The organism is Thermosporothrix sp. COM3, assembly GCF_059696735.1.
This window is the reverse complement of sequence record NZ_AP019376.1, coordinates 2,068,656-2,092,585: the sequence shown is the minus strand read 5'-3', so window position 1 is coordinate 2,092,585 and position 23,930 is coordinate 2,068,656. Positions and strand designations below refer to the sequence as shown.

The window sequence follows — 23,930 nt, the reverse complement described above, 5'->3', positions numbered from 1 at the left end:
TCCTCATATCGTCTTATGTAGAGAAAGTTTTACGGTAACCAATAGTGAATATCCCCATTGAGGAGATAGAAAAAGCAAGGAGTGCTCATGAGTTTTTTTCGTCGTCTTTTTTCCTTCTCTCTCATCCAGCTCGTCATTGAACTCATTTTTCTGGCAATAATTGGTGTATTGGCCAGTTTTATTGTCTCCATGCTGAACACCTCACAATTAATCGGGCAAACCATAGGAGAGAGCATACTTGTTGTAGGAGTGGCAGCTACGTTCTTACTTGCACGCTTTTGGGTTGAGCGTCGTCCTTTTGCTGAACTTGGACTGTCCGGCCGGCATCTGGTGCGCAATCTTCTCCTCGGTTTCGTGTTGGGGTTGCTCTTGCAAGGCACGACTATTGGTATCCTCGCTCTGGCCGGGTGGTATCGCATTACCTCTATCGCCCCTGCTCCGGTCGCAGTGACCCTGATATTGCAAGGATTGGGGATCCACCTGCTGGTAGCCCTTTTTGAGGAAGGAGTCTTTCGAGGAATACTCTTTCGTCTCCTGGAGCGCTCGCTAGGATCATGGATCGCGATCATTCTCAGCGCGCTCTTTTTCGGTTTGGGACATCTGCTTAACCCGGGTGCGACCCTGTTTGGGGCGCTCGCTATTGCGCTCGAAGCGGGAATCTTGCTGGGAGTCGCGTATATGCTCACACGCAGTCTCTGGCTAGCAATTGGGATTCACTGGGCCTGGAATTTCTTCGAGGGGCCGTTCTTTGGCGCAACGATATCCGGTGTTGATCCTAGCGGAAAAACAGTTATCACCCCGACTATCAGCGGGCCAGCCCTCTGGACGGGAGGAAACTTCGGACCTGAGGCAGGGGTAGTCGCACTCCTGGCATGTCTTGTAGCAAGTGCCATTTTCCTGATCCTGATTGTAAAGCGCAAGCAGGTGATCGTGCCTTCGTGGCTCAGGAGCCGATCCAGTCGCGCTGCTGCTGCAAATAGGTGATCGCTTGCCGCAAAGCTGATACCTCAGGAGCCTGCAACCCGGCTCCTGCTGTCAGGATTGACGTACCCCTGTATGAACGCGGGGGTGCGTCACCCTCTTGCTTGCATTGCGCTCATAGGATCAACGCCTTCAACGATATTTCCCCTGTTTGGTTCTTGCTTCGCTCGTCTGGCATCTTACAGCGTATCAGGCAGCCTTTCGGGAGCGTCCGGGCTTCCCGGGATGGAGCGAGGAACAATGGGGCCGCTGGACCGCCGATGATCCCGCCTTCCGGCCTGAACTCTCCTTTCTTGCGCTGATAGACGGACGGGCGGCGGGCTTTGTGACCAACGCCGATGATGAAGAAGCCCCGCAGGATGGCTATCTGATTCAAGTGGGCGTTCATCCTGACAGACGCGGTCAGAAAATAGGGCTGCGCTTGTTACCCGCTCTCTGCGCGCCTGGCAGGCGGACGGAAAGGAAGCGATGATGCTGCATGTCAATAATAATCCCGGCGCGATTCGCCTCTATCATCAACTCGGTTTCGTCTCCGTAAGGCGTCGAGGCCGATTCCGCCGCCTTTCAGCGCATTAACACTGCCCTGGACTTCTTCCTTCAGCCGGTATGGGTGCGAGCCGCCACTGCGCAACGCCCCATAGCGGCACACTGTCCAGAAACGTACACCTTATAGCTCCTCCAGGCCTGAAGACAGGAGGCTGAAAGTCCTGTTTGGCAAACACTCAGGCTGCCCCCGACAGCACCAAAATTCCCAGATAGCCTGTGCGAACAGTGCCAGGGGCAGCAAAAATCACATCTCATGATCAGAGATATCAACCAGCTCTAGAATTCGCCCCCGTACAGGAACCCGCTCAAAACGCCTATCCTGCGGCACAGCCTTTACCTGCAACCTGTACTTTGGCTGCATCCTTACTTTGGGCTCAACCTGCGTACCCGGAACAAATTGCAGGCGATATCGTTGAAGGAGTACCGAGAGAATGATTTTCATCTCATAGATCGCAAAGCCCGCACCAATACACATATGCTGCCCCGCCCCAAATGGCAGATACTCATAGGGAGTACGTTTCAGGGTCAACCAGCGCTCAGGTTTGAAACGGTTCGGTTCGGGATAGAGTTCAGGCATTCTATGCGTCACAAATTGACTGTACAAGATGTTTGTGCCTGCTGGTATTTCGTAGCCTTCAAGTTCACAGTCAGTCATGGTCACCCGAGCACCTACCGAACCCGGGGGAAGCAAGCGCAGGCTCTCTTTAATCACTCCATCCAATAAAGGCATTTGAGCAATCTGTTCGGGCGTCGGTGCATTCCCCTGCAAGATCCCTTCCAGCTCATCGAGCAAATCAGAAAGGATATGTGGATGCTGATGAAGCAAGAAGAGCACCCAGGTTAGCGATGTCATCGTTGTTTCAAAACCCGCAAGGAAGAGTGAAGCCGTATTGCTTAGAAGCTCGTCCTCACTTAAGAAGCTCCCGTCTTCATCATGTGCATGAATGAGTGCAGCCAGAACGTCAGTTGCTTCTGTTTGTGAGCGTTTCTGCTCTATAAGCTTTAAAAAGAACTGCTCCAACTCTTCCCCTAAACGCAATGTCTGATGATAAGGAGTCCCGGGCAGATTCACGGGCAGGATCAATGCCAGGGGCACTGCTTTATTTAATTGAAATATGGTCGTACTGATCCTCTCCAACTCCCGTTCATCATAAAGGCCAAAAAGAGCTTTGATGATGATTCGCAAGGTAATGCGCTTCATCTCCTGATTCAATTCAAACTCATTTTGCGTTTCCCATCGCTCCAGCACATATTGCGTCATTTCCACCATATTATGATGATAGCAGGTGAGCATCTTGCGATGAAACGCGGGCTGCATCAAGCGGCGCAGGCGACGATGCTCTTTCCCCCTTTCCATTGCAACATTGCGCAGCATCATACGACTAAAAGCGGAATCTGCTGGCATACGTTCCAGAATTGTTCCTTTGGTCACTTCAAAACAATCTGGATTGGAGAGCACTTTAAAGTTATTCTCCGGTCCAAAGACAACGACATAGGTCAGGTTACCGGCAGCCAGCGTGGCGATATTCCCATACGTTTTATGTAACCAGGGAAGATAGAAGAAAGGGGTATAGAACGCCTTGACCAGATTCGATCTCCAGCCAAGCAAAGGAAAAACCTTCGGGCCAGGAATGGAGCGAGCAGCGAGAGTGGCCATCTGCAACCTCCTGATATCTTTTGCACTACATCGACAGAGAATGGGAACCTGAATCATCAATACATTGACAGTCATCTATTTACACAGCAACCATGAAGCATCATGAACTGATTGCTCGCTTGCTCTCTATTTCACAGGCTCACTCTTGTGCCTCCGGGTGGCTGTTCTGTTCCTCGGGAGAAAGCGGGCGGAGAGAAAACAGGCGTACTAACGATAGATTGAAATACTGTTATCGCCCGCTCTATATGGACTTGTCCAATATCCTTATGCGTCACCAACCTGATAGCCCGGGAGCCAAAAGCTAAGGCCAGCACTCCACGCGCTTCTAATTGAGCAAGAAAATCATGGACTGTTATCTTCTCGTCCTTGAGTTGCACAATTACAATATTCGTATGTACGGATTCTGAATCTACATGAATAGCTGGTAGACCGGCCAGACCCTCTGCCAGCCTGCGAGCGTTCTCATGATCTTCCTGCAAACGTTCAATCATATGTTGCAAAGCATAAAGCCCCGCAGCCGCCAGCATTCCCGGCATATGCATAGCTCCACCAAGCGTTTTACGCCAGCGCCGCGCATGACGAATAAACGTTGTAGAGCCGCAAAGCATGGCCCCTGAAGGGGCTCCGAGTCCCTTACAAAGCGAAAAAGCGACCGAGTCCGCCGGAGCAACCAGATCTTCTATCCGACAATTCAAGGCGACCGCAGCATTAAAAATTCTTGCTCCATCAAGGTGTAACGCGGCCCCCCTTGCATGAGCGATATCTGCTACCTGCTGCGTATGTACAATATCAATGGGGGCGCCTGAGCAGCGATTCTGTGTGTTTTCCAGACATACAAGAGTTATAGGAGGAAAGAGCGGCCCCGACGCGCGAAAACTCTGGCTTAAAAGCTCCATCGGTAAAGAGCCATCTGGCAGGTTGGGAATCAGACGTGCCTGTACGCCTGCAAGCGCAGCCGGTCCTGCTAATTCGTAGTGGAAAATATGCGCTTCTGATCCCAGGATAATCTCATCTCCCCGCTGACAATGCACCAGAATGGCAATCAAATTGGCCTGCGTACCGCTAGGAACAAAGAGAGCAGCTTCCTTTTGCACCAATGTAGCTGTATATTCCTCCAGAGCCTGCACTGTGCGATCATCGCCTAGCACATCATCCCCTAATTCTATCTGATACATGACTCTTTGCATTTCAGCGGATGGGCGTGTAACAGAATCGCTTCTCAAGTCAACAATCATTGTGTCATTCTCCTTAAAAATCTACTCAGAAGCAGATAATAAAATGATCAATATGGTTCTTTCCTCAACTTCTTTGCTCGAAAAGCACAATGGATGCTGTTTACTTCTTTTCCTTTTTACCGGTATGAGAGAAGGGGAAATATAAGTGTTCCTCCTTCCTTTTACAGGAAGAGATAAAGCGTCTAATAACACCACATGCGTAAAAATCAATAAATAACAGGGGTAACTATGTATCCCCGCTTTCCTTCTATAACAGTTTTCTACAAACAGATTAAACAACAAAATAGGCTTTTAAAAGCGTAGACGTAAAAATATATTTCATAATGCTAACTTTTTTTATAATTGCCTTTTCCACTTGACTCTTTTTTGCTTTTCATGATATATACATAATATACATCATACTTACTTTCATCATACAATCTTTTGCCATTCTTACGCAAGAGTAATTGAGAGCATGGTAAAATAATCTATATTCCTTCTCAAAACGAAAACCCATTAAAAATCGGCTTCTGTGCTTTTTGAAGAGGATTGTGGAGTATTCCAGGGAGGGTATCATCAAACAAAGGAACTGTCGAGCGCTCACGGGCAGCATTCTTTCTCTGCGACACCAATCGACCAACAAAAAACGAACACCGTTTTTCGCTTTTCTGAACTCCTGGCTCAGAAATCTCACTTCCCCACTTGCATTATTGCGACCGATATTGACACAAGCGTTTTGTAACATGTTCTTTCGCCTGGAAATAGCTTCAAAAGCCTCTCGCTTTCAGGCGGAAACAGAGTGGATTGCGCGCTCTGTCTATTGCAGCTATCCAGTGCTGCATTCAAGATTATTCCAGCAATATCAACACCTGATAGCATCAATAGTGTTTGTGCGTCGTCTCAGATGCAGCCATCAATAAGAACCAGGATTGGGAGGCCTGTATGTCTGAAGAACAAAACCTTTCAACGCGCAAGGCCCATCTGTCTCCAGCGAAAAAGGCGTTGCTTGAACGCTGGAAACAAGGTGTTGCTCCTTCCACAAGCCAGCTTACTGGCATTACCCGTCGCTCTGAAGCAAACTTTATTCCCCTCTCCTTCTCACAGCATCGACTCTGGCTGATTGACCAGATTGCCCCGGGAGGAATTAACTATAATATCCTCTTTACTGCTCGTCTGCTCGGCAGGCTCGATATTGACGCATTACAGAGAAGCCTTCATGAAATTGTTCGCAGGCACGAGGTACTACGTACGACATTTGCCGATATAGATGGCAAACCAATGCAGATTATCGCTCCCAGAGGAACTATTTCACTGGCCATCCATGATCTGGAGGCATCTTCCCCGCCAGAGGAACGTGAAAACGAGGCACGGCGACTTGCTCGCGCAGATGCCCAGACACCGTTCGACCTTTCCCGAGGACCATTGATGAGGGCTCATCTGGCGCGCATCAATAACCATGAGCATATCTTTATTGTGACAATGCATCATATTATTACGGATACATGGTCACTTGGTATTTTCGCCAGAGAGCTCGCTGAACTCTATTCCGTCTATACAGCCCAAAAACCCTCTCCCCTGCCAGAACTCCCTGTGCAGTACGCAGATTTTGCCCTCTGGCAACGGAAGCGTTTCCAGGGGGACATTCTCACCAGGCAACTGCAATACTGGCGGGAACAACTGGCAGGCGCTCCCACCATTTTAGAACTTCCGACAGACTATCCACGTCCCACAACCCAAACCTTTCGGGGAGCCTTGAAGGCATTTGTAATAGAACCTCCCCTCGTTCAGCAACTACACGATTTCTGCAAACAGCACGATTGTACGCTGTTTATGCTACTCCTCGCAACCTATAATGTTCTTCTGTATCGCTATAGTGGACAGAAAGATATTCTTGTTGGCACGCCTATTGCCAATCGGTCACAGGGAGAAATAGAACAGCTTATCGGATTTTTTGCGAATACACTGGTATTACGCACAAAACTTCATGGAAATCCGACATTCCTGGAGCTTTTACACCGGGTACGTGAAACGACACTTGGAGCCTATGAGAATCAGGATGTTCCTTTTGAACGTCTGGTAGAAGAGCTTCAGCCCAAAAGAGAGTTAAGTCATAGCCCTCTCTTTCAAGTCATGCTCGTGCTTCAAAACACGCCTATGCCCGAGCTTCAGTTTGGCGATGAACTGACCCTTCAGATACTTGAAGGCGTTGAAAGCGGAACCTCCAAGTTTGACCTCTGGCTTTCGGTCATGGAAGATGGCGAGCGCTTATTCTGCGGCCTGGAATACAATACAGATCTGTTTACCTCACAGACAATGGAAAGGCTCATAGGACATCTTCAAACGCTCTTACAGGCGGTTGTCTTTCAACCGAAACAACGTATTTCCGATTTCAACCTGCTGACCGATGCAGAAAAACACAGAATTCTCCTGGAATGGAATGCAACTGATATCGCCTATCGGCAGGGCGTTTGCCTGCACTGGCTTATCGAGGAACAGATTGAGCGTACTCCCGATGCACCTGCGGTCATCTACAAGGATCAGCAAATCTCCTATCGAGAACTCAATAACCGGGCAAACCAGATCGCTCACCGTTTACGAGCGCTCGGCGTGGGGCCAGAAGTGCGCGTCGGCATCTGTATGGAACGCTCATTAGAGTTGGTCCCTGCGCTTCTGGGAATTCTTAAGGCAGGAGGCGCATATGTCCCGATCGATCCGACCTATCCTCGGGAAAGACAGGCTTTTATGCTTGAAGATGCTCAGGCATCAATTATTCTGACACAGCAGCATCTCCTGAAACAGCTTCCTGCACACAGCCTCCCCGTCCTTTGTCTGGACACAGAAGACCTTACGCACGAGTCCACAACCAACCCGGTGCATACTACCGTTGAACTGAATCTCTGCTATATCATTTACACCTCTGGTTCCACAGGCAAGCCTAAAGGAGCGATGACCACGCACCAGGGCCTCTGCAATCGGCTCTTCTGGATGCAAGACGCTTACAAGCTCAGTACAGATGATCGCGTCTTGCAAAAGACCCCTATGAGCTTTGATGTCTCCGTCTGGGAATTCTTCTGGCCGATTATGGTCGGGGCTTCTATTGTTATGGCGAAACCGGAGGGCCATCGTGATAGCACCTATCTGATCCAGACCATTCAAGAGCAGCAGATTACCACCATCCACTTTGTGCCGGCAATGCTTCAGGCATTCCTGGAAGACAAAAACGCCGGCCTCTGTACCTCTCTGAAACATGTCGTGTGCAGCGGTGAGGCGTTGACACTGGAGCATCAAAACCGCTTCTTCTCCTGCCTTGATGCGGAACTGACAAACCTGTGTGGCGCAACCGAAGTTTCTGTAGACTCAACCATATGGTATTGTCAGAAAGGGGATGACAACCGTGGGTGGGGCATTATACCGATTGGACGCCCGATCAGCAATACCCAGGCCTACGTATTAGATGTGTATGGTAACCCGGTCCCGGCAGGTGTTCCCGGCGAGCTGTACTATGGTGGAATCGGCCTTGCGAGAGGCTATCATAATCGCCCGGATCTCACCGCCGAAAAGTTCGTCCCTGACCCATTTAGCAAGGAACCGGGTGCTCGCCTCTACAAGACCGGCGACCTCGCGCGTTTTCGTGAAGATGGCACTCTGGAATTCCTGGGACGGATAGATCATCAGGTAAAGATACGAGGATACCGCATTGAACTGGGAGAGATTGAAGCTGTGTTAAGTCAGCATCCGGCAGTACAGGCCGCTGCTGTGCTGGCACGCGAAGATACTCCCGGTGAGAAGCGTCTGGTCGCTTATGTTACCCTTGAGGATGCGGAGCATGAGGCACAATCCCCGGAACAGCATTTCTCAGAGGAGCAGGTTTCTCACTGGCAGGAGATCTTTGACGATACCTATCGCAACAGCGAAGCAGAGGGTGACCCCACCTTTAATACATCGGGATGGAACAGTAGCTATACAGGTCTCTCAATTCCCGCTGAGGAGATGCGTGTCTGGACCATCACGACTGTTGATCGCATCGCAGCCCTACAACCACAACGCATTCTGGAAATCGGGTGCGGCTCTGGCCTCCTGCTGTTCCGCCTGGCCCCACACTGCTCGCGCTATCATGGAACAGATATTGCACCCTCCGTTATTGAGCGACTGCAACAACATATTGATGCGCAACATCTGGCCCATGTTACCCTTGCCTGCGCGCGTGCGGATGACTTGAGCAGCCTCAATAGTGAAAAATTTGACACCATCATTTTAAACTCGGTCGTTCAGTACTTCCCAAATATCGAATATCTGCTCCAGGTAATTGAAAAGTCCATACAACACCTGCAACCAGGAGGTCGCATCTTCCTCGGAGATATTCGTAACCTCCCGCTACTCACCATCTTCCATACCTCTGTAGAGATAGAGCATGCGGCACCTGATGTCCCTGCTGCTCAGTTGCTTGCCCGTATTCATAAGCGCTGTGAACAGGAAGACGAGCTTGTTCTAGACCCTGCCTTCTTTGCGGCCCTCAAGAAGCGTTTCCCACAGATCTCCTGTGTAGAGGTCCATCTGAAACGCGGGTATGATAACGAGATGACTCGTTTCCGTTATGATGTCACGCTCCATCTGGAACAGGCCAATCTGGCTGTACTGACTGATGTTCCCTGGCGCTCCTGGAATGCGGATCTCAGCCCGATCACGCTTCAGGAAGAGCTACAACAGCACAATCCCTCTTTGCTCGCCATTACAGGGATACCAAACGCTCGCGTACAGCGCGATGTTTTCCTTTATCAGCAGTTGACCCAATACTCGAAGCAGACTGTGGCGGAACTCTTTGAGCAGTCCACTGCATATGACTATGAAATAGGAATTGATCCTGAGGAATGGTGGAGTACAGGTGAGGCATCTGGCTATCATGTGATTATTCAGTGGACGCCAGACAATAACGAAGGCTATTATGATGTCGTCTTTGTGCGAAAAGAAGGCGAGCGGCCTGTACTGGATTACAGCCCGGCTTCCCTTCAGCACCTTCAACAACCAAACTGGCAGCAATACGCAACCATGCCCTTTCAGGATAAGCAGAAACAACAGCGTATCAACGACTTACGAGCGTATCTACAGGAGCGGCTCCCTGAATATATGGTTCCTGTCAGCTATATTCTGCTTCCAGAATTACCACTGTCTCCCAATGGCAAAGTCGATCGGCGTCAGCTCCCTGCTCCCGAAAGTGTGGCTTTAGGCATTGAAGCAACCTATGAGGCACCAACAACGCCACTTGAAGAAGAGCTGGCTCGAATATGGGCGAGCGTTCTGGGCCTGGAACGGGTAGGCCGAAGCAATAATTTCTTTGAGCTTGGGGGCGATTCTATTAAAGGGATTCAGGTCGTTGCAAGAGCAAACGAGGTCGGCATCCATATGGAGCCCAGGCTGATGTTTCAGTATCAGACCATTGCCGAGCTCTCACAGGCACTGCTTGATACCCAGGAAACAACTCCTCCCAGGGAGACCGAACAGGCTTTCTGGCCCCTGACTCCCTATCAGCAGCAGCTTCTGGAACAGGAGAAGCATCGTCCATACGAGTTGCTCGTCAAAACAAGCACCGCATTGAACCCGGTCATTGTTCGGCAAACGGCTCAATATCTGCTGATCGCGCACCCTGCGTTACATACGCGCTTTGTGGAGACAGCCGACGGCTATAAACAGGGAGAGGAACGAGGCGATATCAGCCAGTTCTTTGTGCACTGGCAACGTCCTGATAGCAGTGAAGCCGAGATCATAGAGGAGTTGAATACAGGCGAAACCGCTCTGAGCCGAATCACGCTCATTGAGCAGCATGAGGTAAGCTATCTGCACTTCTCTTTGCATCCGCTTATCGCTGATAGCCGTTCTCTGAGCGTGCTGATACACGATTTTGCGCAGGCATATCAACGGCTGGCCCAGGGAGCAACGCCTTCTACTTCGCAGGTTCCATCCTTCTTCCAATGGGTACAGAGCTATAGCAACTTCTGGCCAAAAGAGCTTCAGCCGGTTGGCAAAGGGCACACACATGAACAGGGCGAACAGATCCACCTTCAGTTCAGCCTGACCCGGGAAGAGACACAGGCTTTCTTCAATGCTCAAAAGGCGTATCGGACAAGGCCACAGGAGTTCCTGGTTACGGCCCTGCTGCTCACGCTTCAACAAACAGGCAATGGGCAGCTTTTCACCTTTGCCCTCTATGCGGACGGACGCAACGCGAGTTTCGACGAGGCTGACTATACACAAAGCCTCGGCTGTTTCACAATACCTTACCTGTATCATTTCCAGACCAAAGAGAGGTCTCCTGGTGAGGCCATCAAACTTGTCAAAGAGCAACTGCGTCACGTTCCTCAGCCAGATAAGACACCGCTTTTCGATCATACGCCGTTTGCTCTCCATTATATGGACGACCCAAACGCTCAAGGGGAGCTGTTCGCGGAAACTGTTGCTATCCATCTGGCAGAAGCAGAGAGCAAGGAATTTCCTGTTCTCATTGCCCGGTTACAGCAGGATACATTGTCTATTAGCTGGCACTTTGATTCAAAGGTATACGACCCGGCAACAATTCAGGGCTATGCTACCTCATATCAGAGGATGCTCATGCAACTGGTAGAGCACTGCACTACCCCCGGCGTTTATGGCTACACGCCCTCAGACTTCCCTCTCGCCCGACTCACCCGAGAACAGATTGATCGTCTCTTTGGAAAGAACCCGGCTATTGAGGATGTCTACCCTTTAACGCCCATGCAGCAGAATATGCTTTTCCAGCGGCTTCACCATCCCCAGGATGGACTGTATGTGATCTATCAGTGTCTCACGCTTGACAATATCAACCTGAACATCAACGCGTTTGAGCAAGCATGGCAGCACACTATACAGACTCATCCAGTTTTACGTACATCCTTTATCTGGGATGATCTGGACCAACCATTGCAGGTTGTTCATAAGCAGGTTCGAGTCGTCCTGGAGCAAGAGGATTGGAGAGCACTTGACGAGCACAGCCAGCAGGAGCGCCTGACCCGGCGTATTCGTGAGCTTCGGCGCAAAGGATTCAAGCTGAACGAGGCTCCACACTCCTCTGTAGCCCTCTTCCGCGTTGCCGAGAAGAAGTACCTCTTCCTCCTATGCTTTGATTATATGCTACAGGACGGTTGGAGTTTTCCGGTAATCCAGCGAGACTTCTTTACTGCCTATCAGGCTCTTGATATGGGACGAGAATTCCACCTGGAAGCGCCCCGGCCCTATCGTGATTTCATTGCCTGGTTACAGCGCCAGAATCAACAGGAGGCTCAACGCTACTGGCAACATACCCTGCACGGCTTTACCCGACCAACACCGCTGGCTCCAGAGCCGAGAGACCTCGATCCCGTCAATTATCCCGATCATTATGTAAAACAATTGAGCTTTGTAGCCGCAGCGACAACGACCCGCTTGAAAACACTGGCACGCCAACATCAATTAACCCTGAATACACTGCTTCAGGGAGCCTGGAGTTTACTACTCAGTCGCTATACACAACAGACAGATGTGGTGTTTGGCAATGTGATTGCCGGGCGTCCCACCACACTTACCGGTGTTGAGCAGATGGTTGGTCTTTTCAATAATCAGCTACCGGTACGTGTCCAGGTCACACCCGAAGCGTCATTACTTCCGTGGCTCCGCGATGTACAGGGGATGCTGGTAGAGATGCGTCAGTACGAATATAGCTTACAGCCTCATATGCAAGGATGGGGTGAGCTGCCACGTTATAAGGCCTTTTTCCAGAGCTATGTTGTCTTCGAGAATTTCCCCTGGAATACGGCAGCGCTTGAATCATTGCGACACTGGAACGTAACTGATGTGCGCTCGCTCGGCCAGACTGAACACCCTTTACGCGTCGAGATTATGCCCGGCACGTCTCTTGCACTCTCGCTCGCCTACGATCGCCGCTACTTTAGTGATCGTATGATTGCCGGTATCGCGGAGAATTTCCAGCAGGTGCTTACTCTGATGGCTTCGCAGCCGCATCAGTCTCTCAACCATTTCCTTCAGGCTATAGATCCGCAGCGCGAAATCGCCCGGGACATGAAGGCATCCATCTAGCAGACAGAAAACGGACCGGCTACAGAGCATGCTGTGTAGCCGGTCTTCCTGTATCTGGCTGGCTAGAGTTCCTCGGCGATTACCTGCACATAATCGGGGAAGGCTGGAACGACATCTGAGGAATACTCAAAGAGCGTGAAGTTCCCATCCTGCTTGATCGGCTTAAAGCCATGAAATTTGTAGGTCACCAACATCATGCGATTTCGATCATTCGATATAAACTCCGCTCGCAACTGGACCCGCGCTCTTCTGGCAGCCTGAATAATATAGCTCAACAGAATTGAGCCAACGCCTCTCGAAATAACGCGGCAGGACATCAGGAGCAACTTAATCGTCCATATCTTTTCTTCGCACTCCAGAAGCACCAACCCGATTTTTCCATATGAGCCATATTTATCTTCTAACTCCGCAATAATAAGCCGATGTCGAGAAGAACCGAGCAGTGCTCTTAGCTCCTCATATGAATAGGTATAGCCGGTCGTATTTAACTGATGCGTACGGACTGTAAGCTCCTCTGCTCGCTTCAGATCCTGCTCGTGGGCACGGGAAATGGTGAAAACCATTTTTAACGTTGTCAGAAACTCCTCGTTTGTGCCAGTAAAATCTTTTTCAGCTTTTTGCCTTTCTATCTCACTGAGGTACATCAAACGCCTGCGCCGTGCATCTGCGGTGATCGTGTCAGGGAGCATTTCAGCCCTGTCCACAAGGGTTGCAATCTGCTGTGCATCAAGGCAGAGGACATCCGGTAACGCATAGGCGACCTCGTCGCGCTCAAACGCCTGATCATCAATAAAGGCCAGGGTATCAATGCCTATATTGAGCAGCCGGGCAATATGTTGAATGGAGGTGGATTTTGCCTGCCAGCTAATTTGAGGATAAAGAAAGTAATCGTAGATTCCCAGTTCCTTCAATTTTGAAACGGCAGTATCATGGTCGTTCTTGCTGGCAATCGAGTGCAGAATACCGCGTTCATCTAGCTTCTGAAGCACAGAAAGCAGCTCAGGACGAAGAGTGACGGCTTCATCCTCTAACAGGATGCCATCCCATAGTGTATTATCCAGATCCCAGACCACACACTTGATCTGTTTGCGTTGGACTATCTGCTGCTCACTTCCCATGTGTTTCTATCCTTCGCATTTCCTGCTCATCTATTGGAGTACCCATAACGCGCTATCATAATCTGCTGAATCTGGGTGCTTCCCTCTATAATCTCCATAATGGTGGCATCCCGAAGATAGCGCTGAACCGAATGCTCACCACTACAGCCGCTCGCGCCGTGAATTTGAACGGCAGCTCTGGCAGCCTTTGCGGCTATCTGTGCAGCAAAATATTTCGCCATACAGGTAGACATAATAGAGGCGGGATCGCCTGCATCTTTGAGATATCCCGCCTGATAACAGAGGAGCCGCGCAGCTTGCGTTCCCGTCAACATGTCCGAAATCATCTGCTGAATAAGCTGGTACTCCTTCAAATAGGAGCCAAACTGCTTTCGCTGGCTGGTATAGCGAAGGGAAGCATCCAGACACGCCTGAGCGATTCCAACAGCGCCACAGGCAACACTGTATCTTCCGAAGTCCAGACAGGAGGTAGCAACCCCCTGAAGACCAAAATTCTGCTTCCCTACCAGGTTTTCCTGTGGTATCGAGCAATCCTGAAACGAGAGTTCAGCCAGCATAGAAGCTCGCGTCCCGAGCATCTCGGTGATGGGCTGAACAGTCAATCCGGGCGTCTCACGTTCTACCAGAAACGCCGAAACCGTTCCTTTATATAGTGCAAAGACAAGGAACACGTCAGCAACCTGACCGTAGGTTATCCATTTCTTGTGCCCATTAATGAGAAATGACGTGCCTTGAGCAGTAACAGTCGTTTGAATGCTCTGCGCATCGCTTCCTGCGTCGGGCTCACTCAGGGCAAATGCCGCGATGATTTCTCCCCTTACCAGTCGGGGAAGCCATTGCGCTTTTTGTTGTTTTGTCCCCCAACGGCATAAAGCATAGATCACCATACCGTGAACGGTTAGCAAGCTGCGAAGAGAGGAGCACCCTCGACCAAACTCTTCATGGAGTATGCCGACAGTCACCATATCCATTCCTTGTCCACCATATTCCGTCGATACAAACGGGCCCAGATACTGATTACGGGCAATCGTGCGGATAAGCTCGACTGGCGTCTGTTGTTCCCGATCCAATGTATCCGCGACAGGCTGTATATGCTCCTGCACAAAGGAACGACAGGTGTCTTGAATCGCCTGCTGTTGGGGTGTCAGTTCGATCTTCATATGCTCAGCCCTGAATATGCGCTTTTTTACGCGCCACCAATTGTGCGATGGCATTCACGGAGCGGAAATTATCAATATCCAGATCGTCATCTTCAATACTGATCTCGAATTCTTTCTCCACGAATAGCACAAGCTGCATGGCAAAGAGAGAGTTTACAAAGCCCTGCGCAAAGATATCCTGATCGTCATCCAGTCCCGCTTGAGCTACATGCCTGTGCAAAAACAAGCGTATTTTCTCTTTTATTGTTTCCATGAAGCACTCTCCTGGTTTAATTCGCGGTATAGGTATAGAAACCTCGTCCATTTTTCCGGCCGTAGAGACCTGCATCAACCATTTTCTTCAAGAGAGGACAGGGCCGATACTTGCTATCGTTGTAGGCTTCGTAGAGGACCTCTATAGAGTAGAGAATAGTATCCAGGCCGATCAAATCTGCTGTCTCTAGAGGTCCCATCGGATGGCCAAAGCATTCTTTAAAAATCCGGTCGATATCCTCAGGACTCGCCACCTGATCCTGAAGCAGAAAGATTGCTTCATTGATGGTAAGCATCAAAACACGATTTGAGACAAACCCCGGCATATCCTGAACAACAACCCACTTTTTCCCCAGAGACTGTAACAGTTCCTGCGTGATCTGAAGAGTCTCCTCGCTGGTATGGTAACCGCGAATAACCTCAACGGTCTGCTTCAAGGGGACCGGGTTCATAAAATGAGTTCCGATCACTCGATCTGCGCGGTTCGTCAAAGAGGCAAGGCGCGTAATCGATATGGCGGAAGTATTGACCGCGAAAACACAGGATGCGGGACAGATACGATCAATTTCGGGATAGATGCTTTTCTTCATCTCCCATTTCTCTGTTATGTTCTCAATGAGGAACTCTACCTGTTGAAGCGCCTCATACTCCGTAGTCAGGCTGATACGCTCCATACAGTCGTTCACTGTTCCGGAGAAAGCTGTTTTCTGAAGCATGCGCGCGAGGCGAAGAGATCGGACAATGGTCTGTTGGGCATGCTGAAGCTGTGCTTCGGAGATATCAACCAGAATCACTTTTAATCCTGCCTGTGCCAGATTCTGTGCTACCCCACACCCCATCACTCCGGCTCCAATAACTCCAACCAGTTCAATAGTCACAAGTATCCTCCTGTATTCTTATTGCATCTTTGTCGCTCGTCTCTGTTCACGCCCCTGCCTGCGCTGACGCTGAGCCTGTAAACGGGCCTCTGCTCTTCGGGCGCTTTGTTGGAGCAGAGCCTTCCCTGTCTGTCGTTTCTGAGAGTCGAGAAATTGTGCAAAGGCCTGGATTGTCGGGTACTTAAACAGATCCAACAGGCGAATCTCCTGCTGAAGCACCTGCTGAAGTCTGTTATGGAGCCGTGTCATCAGCAGGGAGTGGCCACCGAGCTCAAAAAAATTGTCGCGAATACTCACCCGCTCTACACCAAGCACTTCCTCCCAGTGGTGAGCAAGCATGAGTTCCAGATTGTTTCCCGGTGCAATATACTCCCTTTGTGTTTGCACCTGCACTTTGTCCATTCGCGGGAGCCTTTGCCGGTCAATTTTTCCTGTTGGTGTCAATGGAAGCGTATCAAGCACAAAAAAGGCTGATGGGACCATATAATCAGGTAATTGTGCCTGAACATGCTGCCGCAATGCTCCGCTATCCAGTTGGCTGCATTCCTTCCTGGCAACAATATAGGCGACAAGCCGCTTATCTCCCTGTTCCTGCTCTTGAGCGACAACAACCGCCCTCGCGATATCAGGATGCTGCTCCAGTACCGTTTCGATTTCGCCGGGCTCAATCCGAAAGCCGCGAATCTTGACCTGAAAATCGACGCGTCCCAGAAACTCAAGCGTGCCATCCTGTCGATAGCGGGCCAGGTCTCCAGTCCTATAGAGACGTGCCCCTGGCTCGCCACTGAATGGGTCGGGAATGAAGTACTCTGCTGTAAGCTCGGGTCGATGAACATAGCCACGTGCAACCCCGGGCCCGCCAATACAGATCTCTCCGGGTACTCCAGCAGGAACAGGATAGCCATAAGTATCCAGAAGATAAGCCCGCACGTTCAGTATAGGTCTTCCAATTGGAAGGGGGTCAGTCTCTCCGGGGACACATTGTCCAATGGAGACAAAAATGCTTCCCTCGGTTGGTCCATATGCATTGTAGAAGTGATGCTTTTCGCCCCATTGTTGCACTAGTGTTGCCTGACAGGCTTCTCCTGTGGTTGCAATAACGCGTAAATCGGGCAACTCAGCCAGCGGAAGTGTAGCCAGAGCCGAGGGAGCCAGTGCGGCAACGGTGATCCGTTGTTGAAAGAGCATCTCTGCCAACGTCGGGCCAAGCAACAGCGCGCTTGGGGCTTCCAGCATGTGGAGGGTTGCCCCGCAGCCAAATGACATCAGGCACTCTGCAATAAACATATCAAAACTGAACGAGGAGAATTGCAAGATACGGTCATTGGATGAGAGGCCGAATATCTGCTTCTGCGCTTCCAACACGTTGAGAAGCCCCCGGTGCGGAATCATGACTCCTTTCGGCTTACCGGTTGAGCCCGAGGTATAGATGATATAGGCGATATTCTCAGGCGAAAGATGGGGCAAAGGATTGGTTCGCGGCTCCATTTCAAGCCGCGTATGACTCTGGTCAAGGGCGATCACAGTCACTGGATCTGACAAAGAGAAGATCGCTTTCAGATGCTCCTGAGTGAGCAGCACAGAGATATGAGCGTCGGTCAGAATAAATGCCAGACGTTCGCGGGGATAGGTAGGATCAAGGGGCACAAAGATCCCCCCGGCCTTCAATATAGCCAGAAAGGCGATAACCTGCCAGGGTGAGCGCTCAAGACAGACTCCCGTTGCGACCTCGGGGCCGATTCCTGCTCTCATCAAGGAATGCGCCAACTGGTTTGCCCGCTCATTTAACTCCCGATAGGTGATGCGTTTCTCCCCCCACACCAGCGCGGGTTTATCTGGCTGCTGTGCAGCGAAGGCCTCAAACGTGGCCTGAAAAAAGGACGGATCCAGTTCACAGGCTTCTCCTGCACTCCATTGCTTGCAAAGGCGCTCTCGTTCCTGCTCGCTCAATAACGCAAGCTCAGAGAGCCGTATATCAGGGTTTTCCAGAATACACGCCAGGATATTCTGAAAGTGTGCGATCATCTGCTGCACGAATGCCGCACTGAAGAGATCTGTGCTATAGACAACCAAACCCTCAAGCTCATGACCATGCTGGCGCAGGTTGAATTCGAGATCGTACCGGGTGATATCGTGCTCTATTTCCAACGGCGTTACGGAAACCCCTGGCAGGCTGACGGTCGCAGTTGGCGCATTTTGCAGCGTAAAGATTACCTGGAAGAGCGGGCTCCGATTCAGGGTACGATCTGGCTGTAGCTCCTCAACAAGCTTTTCAAAAGGGACATCTTGATGAGCATATGCTTCAGTGGTAGCAGTTTTGACCTGCTGAAGCACCTCACGATAAGAAGGGTTCGCGGGCAGGTTGCACCGGATAACCAGACTATTGATAAAGATACCAATGAGTCCTTCTAGCTCGTAACGCGTCCGGTTTGCAATCGGGGTTCCTACCGCGATATCGCGCTGTCCCGTATAACGAGCCAGGAGCATTTGAAAAGCCGCCAGCAACGTCATATAGAGAGTGGCTTCTTCTTGTATACTGAGAGTTTCCAGAGCTCGACAAAGCGCGGGGGCAAGCGTAAAAGAGAGCGTGCTTCCGTGATAGGTCAATTCTGCGGGCCGGGGATAGGTTGTCGGCAATTCGAGCGGCGTACTTCCGTCGAGCTGCTTTCGCCAGTATGCAAGGAGCTGTTCCAGGCGTTCTTTCTGCAACTGCGAGCGTTGCCACCGAGCAAAATCAGCATATTGAGCGGAAAGTGTGGGGAGCTCAGGCGTCACCCCCTGGACAAAAGCGCTGTAACAGGTCACCAGTTCCTGCACAAGCACCCCCATAGACCACCCATCAGTAACAATATGGTGCATATTGAGCAGCAGAAGCCAACGTTCGTCCGCAAGAGAGAGCAAAACGGCCCGTAGCAGAGGTCCCTTATCCAGCGAAAAGACATGCTTTTTTTCGCGCTCAATAGACTGCTGTACCTGTTGCTCGCGCTCTTCAGCGGGAAGAGTGCTCACATCCTCCTGAAGAAGATGAAAATCCAGCGTGGGCATAATGACCTGTACTGGCTGATCGTTCAACAGGGTAAAGGTTGTTCTCAGGGTCTCGTGCCGCTGGATAATGGTCTGAAAGCTGCGCTCCAGCGCCGAGACATCAACCCTGCCTTTGAGCTGTACCCCGGTCAGCACATTATAAAGCTGCTGGCCGGGCATCAGTTGTTCAAGAAACCAGAGCCGCTGTTGCGCAAAGGAAAGCGGGAAAAAACGGATACCTTCCCGTTTCTTCTGAAGGAGCTGCTGTACCAGCAGACGTTTCTCTTCGGTGCTCCTGGCGCTATCTGACCGGGCATCCATATCCATTCTCCTGTTTTCCTATGAGAATAATCCCTGGATTGTCTCTTCTGATAGGTCATCCTCAGGCAAGCTTTCCAGACTCTCAATCATTTTTTCTTCGACAAGCTCGGCTAGCTTTGCGATGGTTAGCGTCTCAAAAACACTGCGTAAAGGCAGCTCAACAGAGAAGAGTTCCCGTAAACGGGTTACTACTTGCGTAGCGAGCAGAGAATTGCCACCCAGTTCAAAGAAGTTGTCGTGAATACCGATCTGCTTGACCTCTAGCAGATGCTGCCATATATCACAGATATTCTGCTCAATTTCATTGGAAGGCGGCTTATACAGACTGGTTAGAGCCGGACGTTCATAGGTCGTTAGAGGGGCAGCATATTCCTGCACCTCATTGCTCTGCTGGCTCGCCAGTGCAGGAGAAAAGCCACGCTCTGGTGGATCAATCCAATAACGCTGTCGCTCAAATGGATATGTTGGTAAGGGCACACGCCTTCGTTTTTCTGGATGATAGACCTGCGCCAGATCAATTGCAGCGCCGGCCAGCCAGAGCTTGCCCAGGGCCTGTAAGAGCATATACACATCTGTTTGTTTCTCCAGACCATGTCGCATAGAAGGAATGATAGCTGCGAAGCGTTCGGGGGCGGCCTGTAGCTTTGCATGAATACTTAACGTATTGCCCGGACCAACTTCCAGCAATAAGAGGAAAGGATCCTTCAATAGCTCACGAATACCCGCTGAGAACTGGACTGTATGGCGCAGATGGCGCACCCAATACTCAGGGTCAGTGGCCTCCTCTTCGGTAATCCAGGTGCCTGTGACATTTGAGATAAAGGGTACTTGCGGCGCATGCAGCTCACACTGTTTGACGCCATCTCGAAATGCATCAAGGATCTCTTCTACATGCGGTGAGTGACCGGCAACATCAACAGGAATCCGAAGGTAATCAACTTCCTCTTCATCCAACAGCGCTACCAGTTGTGCGATAGCCTCCCTGGTTCCCGAAAGCACACAGGAAGAGGGGCCATTAATGGCCGCCAGGGAAACATGCATGTCCAGAAACTCAGCAACCTCTTCGGCTGAAAGCGAGACACTCAGCATCTCGCCACCCGGTAATCTATCGAGCAATTGCGCCCGTAGCCAGACTAACCGTAAAGCCTCTTCCAGCGAAAAGACGCCGGAGACACAGGCCGCGACATACTCCCCGAGACTATGACCGATAAGAGCTGATGGCGCTATTCCCCAGGAAAGCCAGGTTTGGGTCAGGGCATACTCGACCATAAAAAGCGCCGGCAGGCTGTACAGCGTCTGTTGAAGCTGGCTGGCCTGCTGCTCAGGAGAGGGATACACAATTGATAGGAAATCGATACCCGAGAGCGGTTTCAAGATATCGACACATTGATTCATCGCGTCTCGAAACACCGGGAGAGTACGATAAAGGTCGGCTCCCATATGGAGGTACTGTGAACCGCTGCCAGGATAGAGAAATGCTATCGGCCGCTTTCGCCCATCCTGATACATGGTCAACACTCTCGATGGCTCCCGTTTCGCGAGGGCCTGTGCCGCATCGAGAGGGTCAGAAGCCACCAGAACGCGACGGTAGGAAAATTCGCGCCGACCGACCTGAAGCGTATAGGCCATATCTGCTATTGGGAGCTCCTGAGGCTGCTGGCACCAGGCGATGAATTGTTCTGTTGTCTTTTCCAGCGCTGTTGCAGTGCGGGCCGAGAATACCAGTAAGTGATAGGGGAGCGAGGAACGCTGTGACGCAACCGGTGGAGCTTCTTCAAGCAGAATATGCGCATTCGTTCCCCCGATACCAAATGAGCTGACCCCGGCTCGTCTCGGTGCCTTCGGGCTTTTCCAGTCAGCCAGGGAAGTGTTGACATAAAAAGGGCTATTCTCAAAATCTATTTGAGGGTTGGGATGTTCAAAGTGCAGGCTTGGCGGAATCTGTCTATGCTTGAGAGAAAGCACTACTTTCAACAAGCCGATGATGCCCGAGGCTGTATCCAGATGCCCGATATTCGACTTGACGGACCCAATTGCACAGATGCCTTTCTCCTCTGAATATTCTCTATACACTCTGTTCAGGGCCTCTATCTCGATCGGATCGCCAATCGCGGTCCCGGTACCGTGAGTCTCCATATACGTCACAGTATCAGCGTCAACCTCAGCGACGGCAAGAGCACTGGCAATAACGGCAGCCTGACCCTCAACGGATGGAGCCGTAAACCCGACTTTGAAAGCTCCATCGTTGTTCACAGCAGAGCCCCGAATGATCGCGTGAATGATATCTCCATCCTGCAATGCATCGCTCGCTCGCTTCAGGACAACAACACCTACACCATTGCCTTTAACGGTGCCGGTTGCCTTCGCATCGAAAGCCCGACAATAGCCATCTGCCGACAGCACACCCTCTTCCTGATAGAGATAGCCCTGCTCTTGCGGAACCTGAATAGAAATACCGCCAGCCAGGGCAATATCACACTCGTGATCCAGCAAAGCTTGTGAGGCAACATGGACCGCCACCAGCGACGATGAACAGGCGGATTGAATCAGGTAGCTCGGCCCACGCAGGTTCAGTTTATAGGAAACACGAGTTGTGAGATAATCTTTATCGTTCCCCTGCAAAACTGAAAAATATCCTGTCTGGGCTAACTTCTCCTGATGAGGAAGCAGATGGGTAATCAGGTAGCTGCTGATAGAGGTACTGGCATACACACCAATCAGGCCGTTGTAGCGTTCGGAATCGTAGCCTGCATGCTCAAGCGCTTCATAAGCGCATTCAAGGAACAAACGGTGCTGTGGATCAGTGATTGCAGCTTCTTTTGGACTGTAGCCAAAAAAAGCCGCATCAAAAAGCTCAACCCCCTCCAGAACACCATTCGCTCTTACATAACGGGGATTCTGGAGAAGTTCCTGTTTTTCCCCTGCCGCCAGCAATTCTTCATCAGAAAAGAAGCGGATTGCATGGCTCCCTTCCCGAAGGAGCTGCCAGAATTGATCTATGTTCTGAGCGCCAGGGGTACGGCAGGCCATACCAACAATCGCAATACCATGCTCAAGAATTGCGGGATCAACCAACTCGTATACTCCTTCTTCCGCTGTAGACGCACTTCCATCATTACAACTCACTTGCATGTTCCTGTCTTACCGCTGTAATAAAATCGAAGTAACCGTGTGGGGAGAAATCTAATCCAGCTTTCTTATAACGGTCAACTGGCACAGGGAAGCCATGTTTCAGATAGTGTTCCAGGAAATAGGCGCCATCTGTCGGGCTCATAAACAACTGCGCAAGAATCGAGGGATCGACGTTTGTTTGCTGCTTGCTCGCAAAATCGAGTAGCTGATACTGTAGGCCTGAGCCATCCGGCATCCGAACTTTGGGCCGATGCACAATGTAATCGGGTAAAATATCCCGAAATGCTTCGCGCAAAATCCATTTATGGACAGTATTCCGCAGCTTCATATCGAAAGGAATGCTATAAGCAAACTCCATAAATGCTTTGTCGAAGAAAGGGACACGCGCCTCAATACCATATCTTGCACTACAGCGATCAATCCGCTGTAAATCGGTTCGATGCTCATTATTCAGACGATAATCCATCAAGTATTGAGGATCAGGATACGTCTGGAAGAGATCATACCCTGCCAGCAGCTCATCACTTCCATCACCACAGAGCACCACCTTGATCCCCTGCGCGCGGGCAAGGCGGAAGGTTGGCATCACAGTGCAGGAGTCCATAATGTTGATTGGTTCAAAGACCTCACAATAGTAGACCGTTTGCGGAAGATCCTGCACCATCTCTTCCAGCGTGAGCTGACTCACAAAGTGAGTGATATTGTGCTCCCGGCAGTATTGACGAGCGATCTCGACATCTGCTGCCCCTGCAAAGCCAGTCGAGAAGGCAACCACCTCCCTGTTTTTCGCTCTGGCAACATGTAAAATGATCGCGCTATCAATGCCTCCGCTGAACAGAACTCCAAAGGGCTGGTCCGAGGGTAGCTGCCTTTCAATCGCGTGGGTCAAAGCCTCTCGTAAAGAGACTTTGACCACTTCTACATCTTCCGACACCTTCGATGCCGATAGATGAAAGTATTGCTGAACACCATGATCCGTCAGGTAATGGCCCGGCGAGAGAGTCGTGATGTTTTTCTTTAAGGGCAGCAAAGACTTCAACTCCGAAGAGATAAAGTAGCAAGCCCCATCATAGACGTAGTAGAGTGGCTTAATGCCGATATGATCGCGGGCTGCGAGAAAAGTATGCTGTTCTCTGTCGTAAATGAGAAAAGCAAACATCCCTTCAAGGCGCTGTGGAAGATCTTCACCCCATTCTCGATATCCATACAGCAGTAACTCGGCTTCCGCTTCCGTGCGGAATACATAACCACATCCTTCCAGGGACTGGCGCAGGGCCGAGTAGTTAAAGATCCTGCCATCCAGCACAGCAGCAAGCCGCTCTCCCTCATCAGTGACAGGCTGAGGCACCTTATCGCCATCAGTCACAAGCAGGCGATTGCACCCAAGCGCTGCCGTCGGGCATATATGCATTTCTCCAGCAGCCTGCTCATCCCCACGATGGGTAATGGCCTGGAGCATATGAAAAAGCTGCTCCTTCAGGCTCACAGTTCGTTCAGCCTGCAAACGATCAATGATACCGGCAATACCACCCATAAAAAAACGACTCCTCTCCTGCAAAAAA

Annotated in this window: 13 protein-coding genes; 3 read left to right on the top strand and 10 right to left on the bottom strand. The window is 50.7% G+C overall.

Annotated elements, in window-relative coordinates; all coding sequences use genetic code 11:
• The first annotated feature begins 87 nt into the window (after positions 1-87).
• Together KTH_RS09020 and KTH_RS09015 are read left to right on the top strand one after the other, a co-directional pair.
• A complete protein-coding gene (locus KTH_RS09020; RefSeq protein ID WP_111324394.1) occupies positions 88-984 on the top strand; it encodes a CPBP family intramembrane glutamic endopeptidase in 897 nt (298 codons plus the stop codon).
• A 148-nt stretch (positions 985-1,132) separates the two neighbouring features.
• Positions 1,133-1,453, top strand: coding sequence for a GNAT family N-acetyltransferase (locus KTH_RS09015; RefSeq protein ID WP_111324393.1), 321 nt, complete (start codon positions 1,133-1,135; stop codon positions 1,451-1,453).
• A gap of 9 nt (positions 1,454-1,462) precedes the next feature.
• On the opposite strand, the gene KTH_RS09010 is transcribed toward KTH_RS09015, so the two are convergent.
• The 3 genes from KTH_RS09010 to ltaE form a co-directional block, all read right to left on the bottom strand.
• The gene (locus KTH_RS09010; protein ID WP_170142766.1) at positions 1,463-1,630 is read right to left on the bottom strand and encodes a hypothetical protein; all 168 of its coding nucleotides are present in this window, start codon (positions 1,628-1,630) and stop codon (positions 1,463-1,465) included.
• Positions 1,631-1,771: 141 nt separating this feature from the next.
• On the bottom strand, positions 1,772-3,184 hold the full coding sequence (locus KTH_RS09005) for a cytochrome P450 (protein ID WP_111324392.1): 1,413 nt from the start codon (positions 3,182-3,184) through the stop codon (positions 1,772-1,774).
• A gap of 131 nt (positions 3,185-3,315) precedes the next feature.
• Positions 3,316-4,419 carry a low-specificity L-threonine aldolase gene (gene ltaE, locus KTH_RS09000; RefSeq protein ID WP_111324391.1) on the bottom strand — a complete coding sequence of 368 codons (1,104 nt, stop codon included), beginning with the start codon at positions 4,417-4,419 and terminating at the stop codon, positions 3,316-3,318.
• Between the two features lie 921 nt (positions 4,420-5,340).
• On the opposite strand from ltaE, the gene KTH_RS08995 reads away from it, so the two are divergent.
• Positions 5,341-12,483 carry a non-ribosomal peptide synthetase gene (locus KTH_RS08995; RefSeq protein WP_111324389.1) on the top strand — a complete coding sequence of 2,381 codons (7,143 nt, stop codon included), beginning with the start codon at positions 5,341-5,343 and terminating at the stop codon, positions 12,481-12,483.
• Between the two features lie 62 nt (positions 12,484-12,545).
• On the opposite strand, the gene KTH_RS08990 is transcribed toward KTH_RS08995, so the two are convergent.
• The 7 genes from KTH_RS08990 to KTH_RS08960 all read right to left on the bottom strand — a co-directional run bounded on the left by KTH_RS08990 (position 12,546) and on the right by KTH_RS08960 (position 23,902).
• Entirely contained in the window at positions 12,546-13,601 is a 1,056-nt protein-coding gene (locus KTH_RS08990) for an HAD-IIIC family phosphatase (protein WP_111324388.1), read from the bottom strand.
• Between the two features lie 26 nt (positions 13,602-13,627).
• Positions 13,628-14,761 carry an acyl-CoA dehydrogenase family protein gene (locus tag KTH_RS08985; protein ID WP_111324387.1) on the bottom strand — a complete coding sequence of 378 codons (1,134 nt, stop codon included), beginning with the start codon at positions 14,759-14,761 and terminating at the stop codon, positions 13,628-13,630.
• 4 nt (positions 14,762-14,765) lie between these two features.
• On the bottom strand, positions 14,766-15,014 hold the full coding sequence (locus KTH_RS08980; protein ID WP_111324386.1) for a phosphopantetheine-binding protein: 249 nt from the start codon (positions 15,012-15,014) through the stop codon (positions 14,766-14,768).
• 16 nt (positions 15,015-15,030) lie between these two features.
• Positions 15,031-15,891: a 3-hydroxyacyl-CoA dehydrogenase family protein gene (locus KTH_RS08975; RefSeq protein ID WP_111324385.1), complete on the bottom strand. Its 861-nt coding sequence runs from the start codon at positions 15,889-15,891 to the stop codon at positions 15,031-15,033.
• An 18-nt stretch (positions 15,892-15,909) separates the two neighbouring features.
• The gene (locus KTH_RS08970; RefSeq protein WP_170142765.1) at positions 15,910-19,236 is read right to left on the bottom strand and encodes a non-ribosomal peptide synthetase; all 3,327 of its coding nucleotides are present in this window, start codon (positions 19,234-19,236) and stop codon (positions 15,910-15,912) included.
• 18 nt (positions 19,237-19,254) lie between these two features.
• Entirely contained in the window at positions 19,255-22,266 is a 3,012-nt protein-coding gene (locus KTH_RS08965; protein WP_428843956.1) for a type I polyketide synthase, read from the bottom strand.
• Between the two features lie 85 nt (positions 22,267-22,351).
• Complete coding sequence (locus KTH_RS08960; RefSeq protein WP_497617974.1) at positions 22,352-23,902, bottom strand: asparagine synthetase B family protein; 1,551 nt, start codon at positions 23,900-23,902, stop codon at positions 22,352-22,354.
• Between the last annotated feature and the right edge of the window lie 28 nt (positions 23,903-23,930).

Coding starts and splice junctions, on each gene's coding strand:
- KTH_RS08970 (WP_170142765.1), bottom strand. CDS start 19,236: ATGGATGCCCGGTCAGATAGCGCCAGGAGCACCGAAGAGAAACGTCTG.
- ltaE (WP_111324391.1), bottom strand. CDS start 4,419: ATGATTGTTGACTTGAGAAGCGATTCTGTTACACGCCCATCCGCTGAA.
- KTH_RS08980 (WP_111324386.1), bottom strand. CDS start 15,014: ATGGAAACAATAAAAGAGAAAATACGCTTGTTTTTGCACAGGCATGTA.
- KTH_RS08985 (WP_111324387.1), bottom strand. CDS start 14,761: ATGAAGATCGAACTGACACCCCAACAGCAGGCGATTCAAGACACCTGT.
- KTH_RS08990 (WP_111324388.1), bottom strand. CDS start 13,601: ATGGGAAGTGAGCAGCAGATAGTCCAACGCAAACAGATCAAGTGTGTG.
- KTH_RS09005 (WP_111324392.1), bottom strand. CDS start 3,184: ATGGCCACTCTCGCTGCTCGCTCCATTCCTGGCCCGAAGGTTTTTCCT.
- KTH_RS08965 (WP_428843956.1), bottom strand. CDS start 22,266: ATGGCCTGCCGTACCCCTGGCGCTCAGAACATAGATCAATTCTGGCAG.
- KTH_RS08960 (WP_497617974.1), bottom strand. CDS start 23,902: ATGGGTGGTATTGCCGGTATCATTGATCGTTTGCAGGCTGAACGAACT.
- KTH_RS08995 (WP_111324389.1), top strand. CDS start 5,341: ATGTCTGAAGAACAAAACCTTTCAACGCGCAAGGCCCATCTGTCTCCA.
- KTH_RS09020 (WP_111324394.1), top strand. CDS start 88: ATGAGTTTTTTTCGTCGTCTTTTTTCCTTCTCTCTCATCCAGCTCGTC.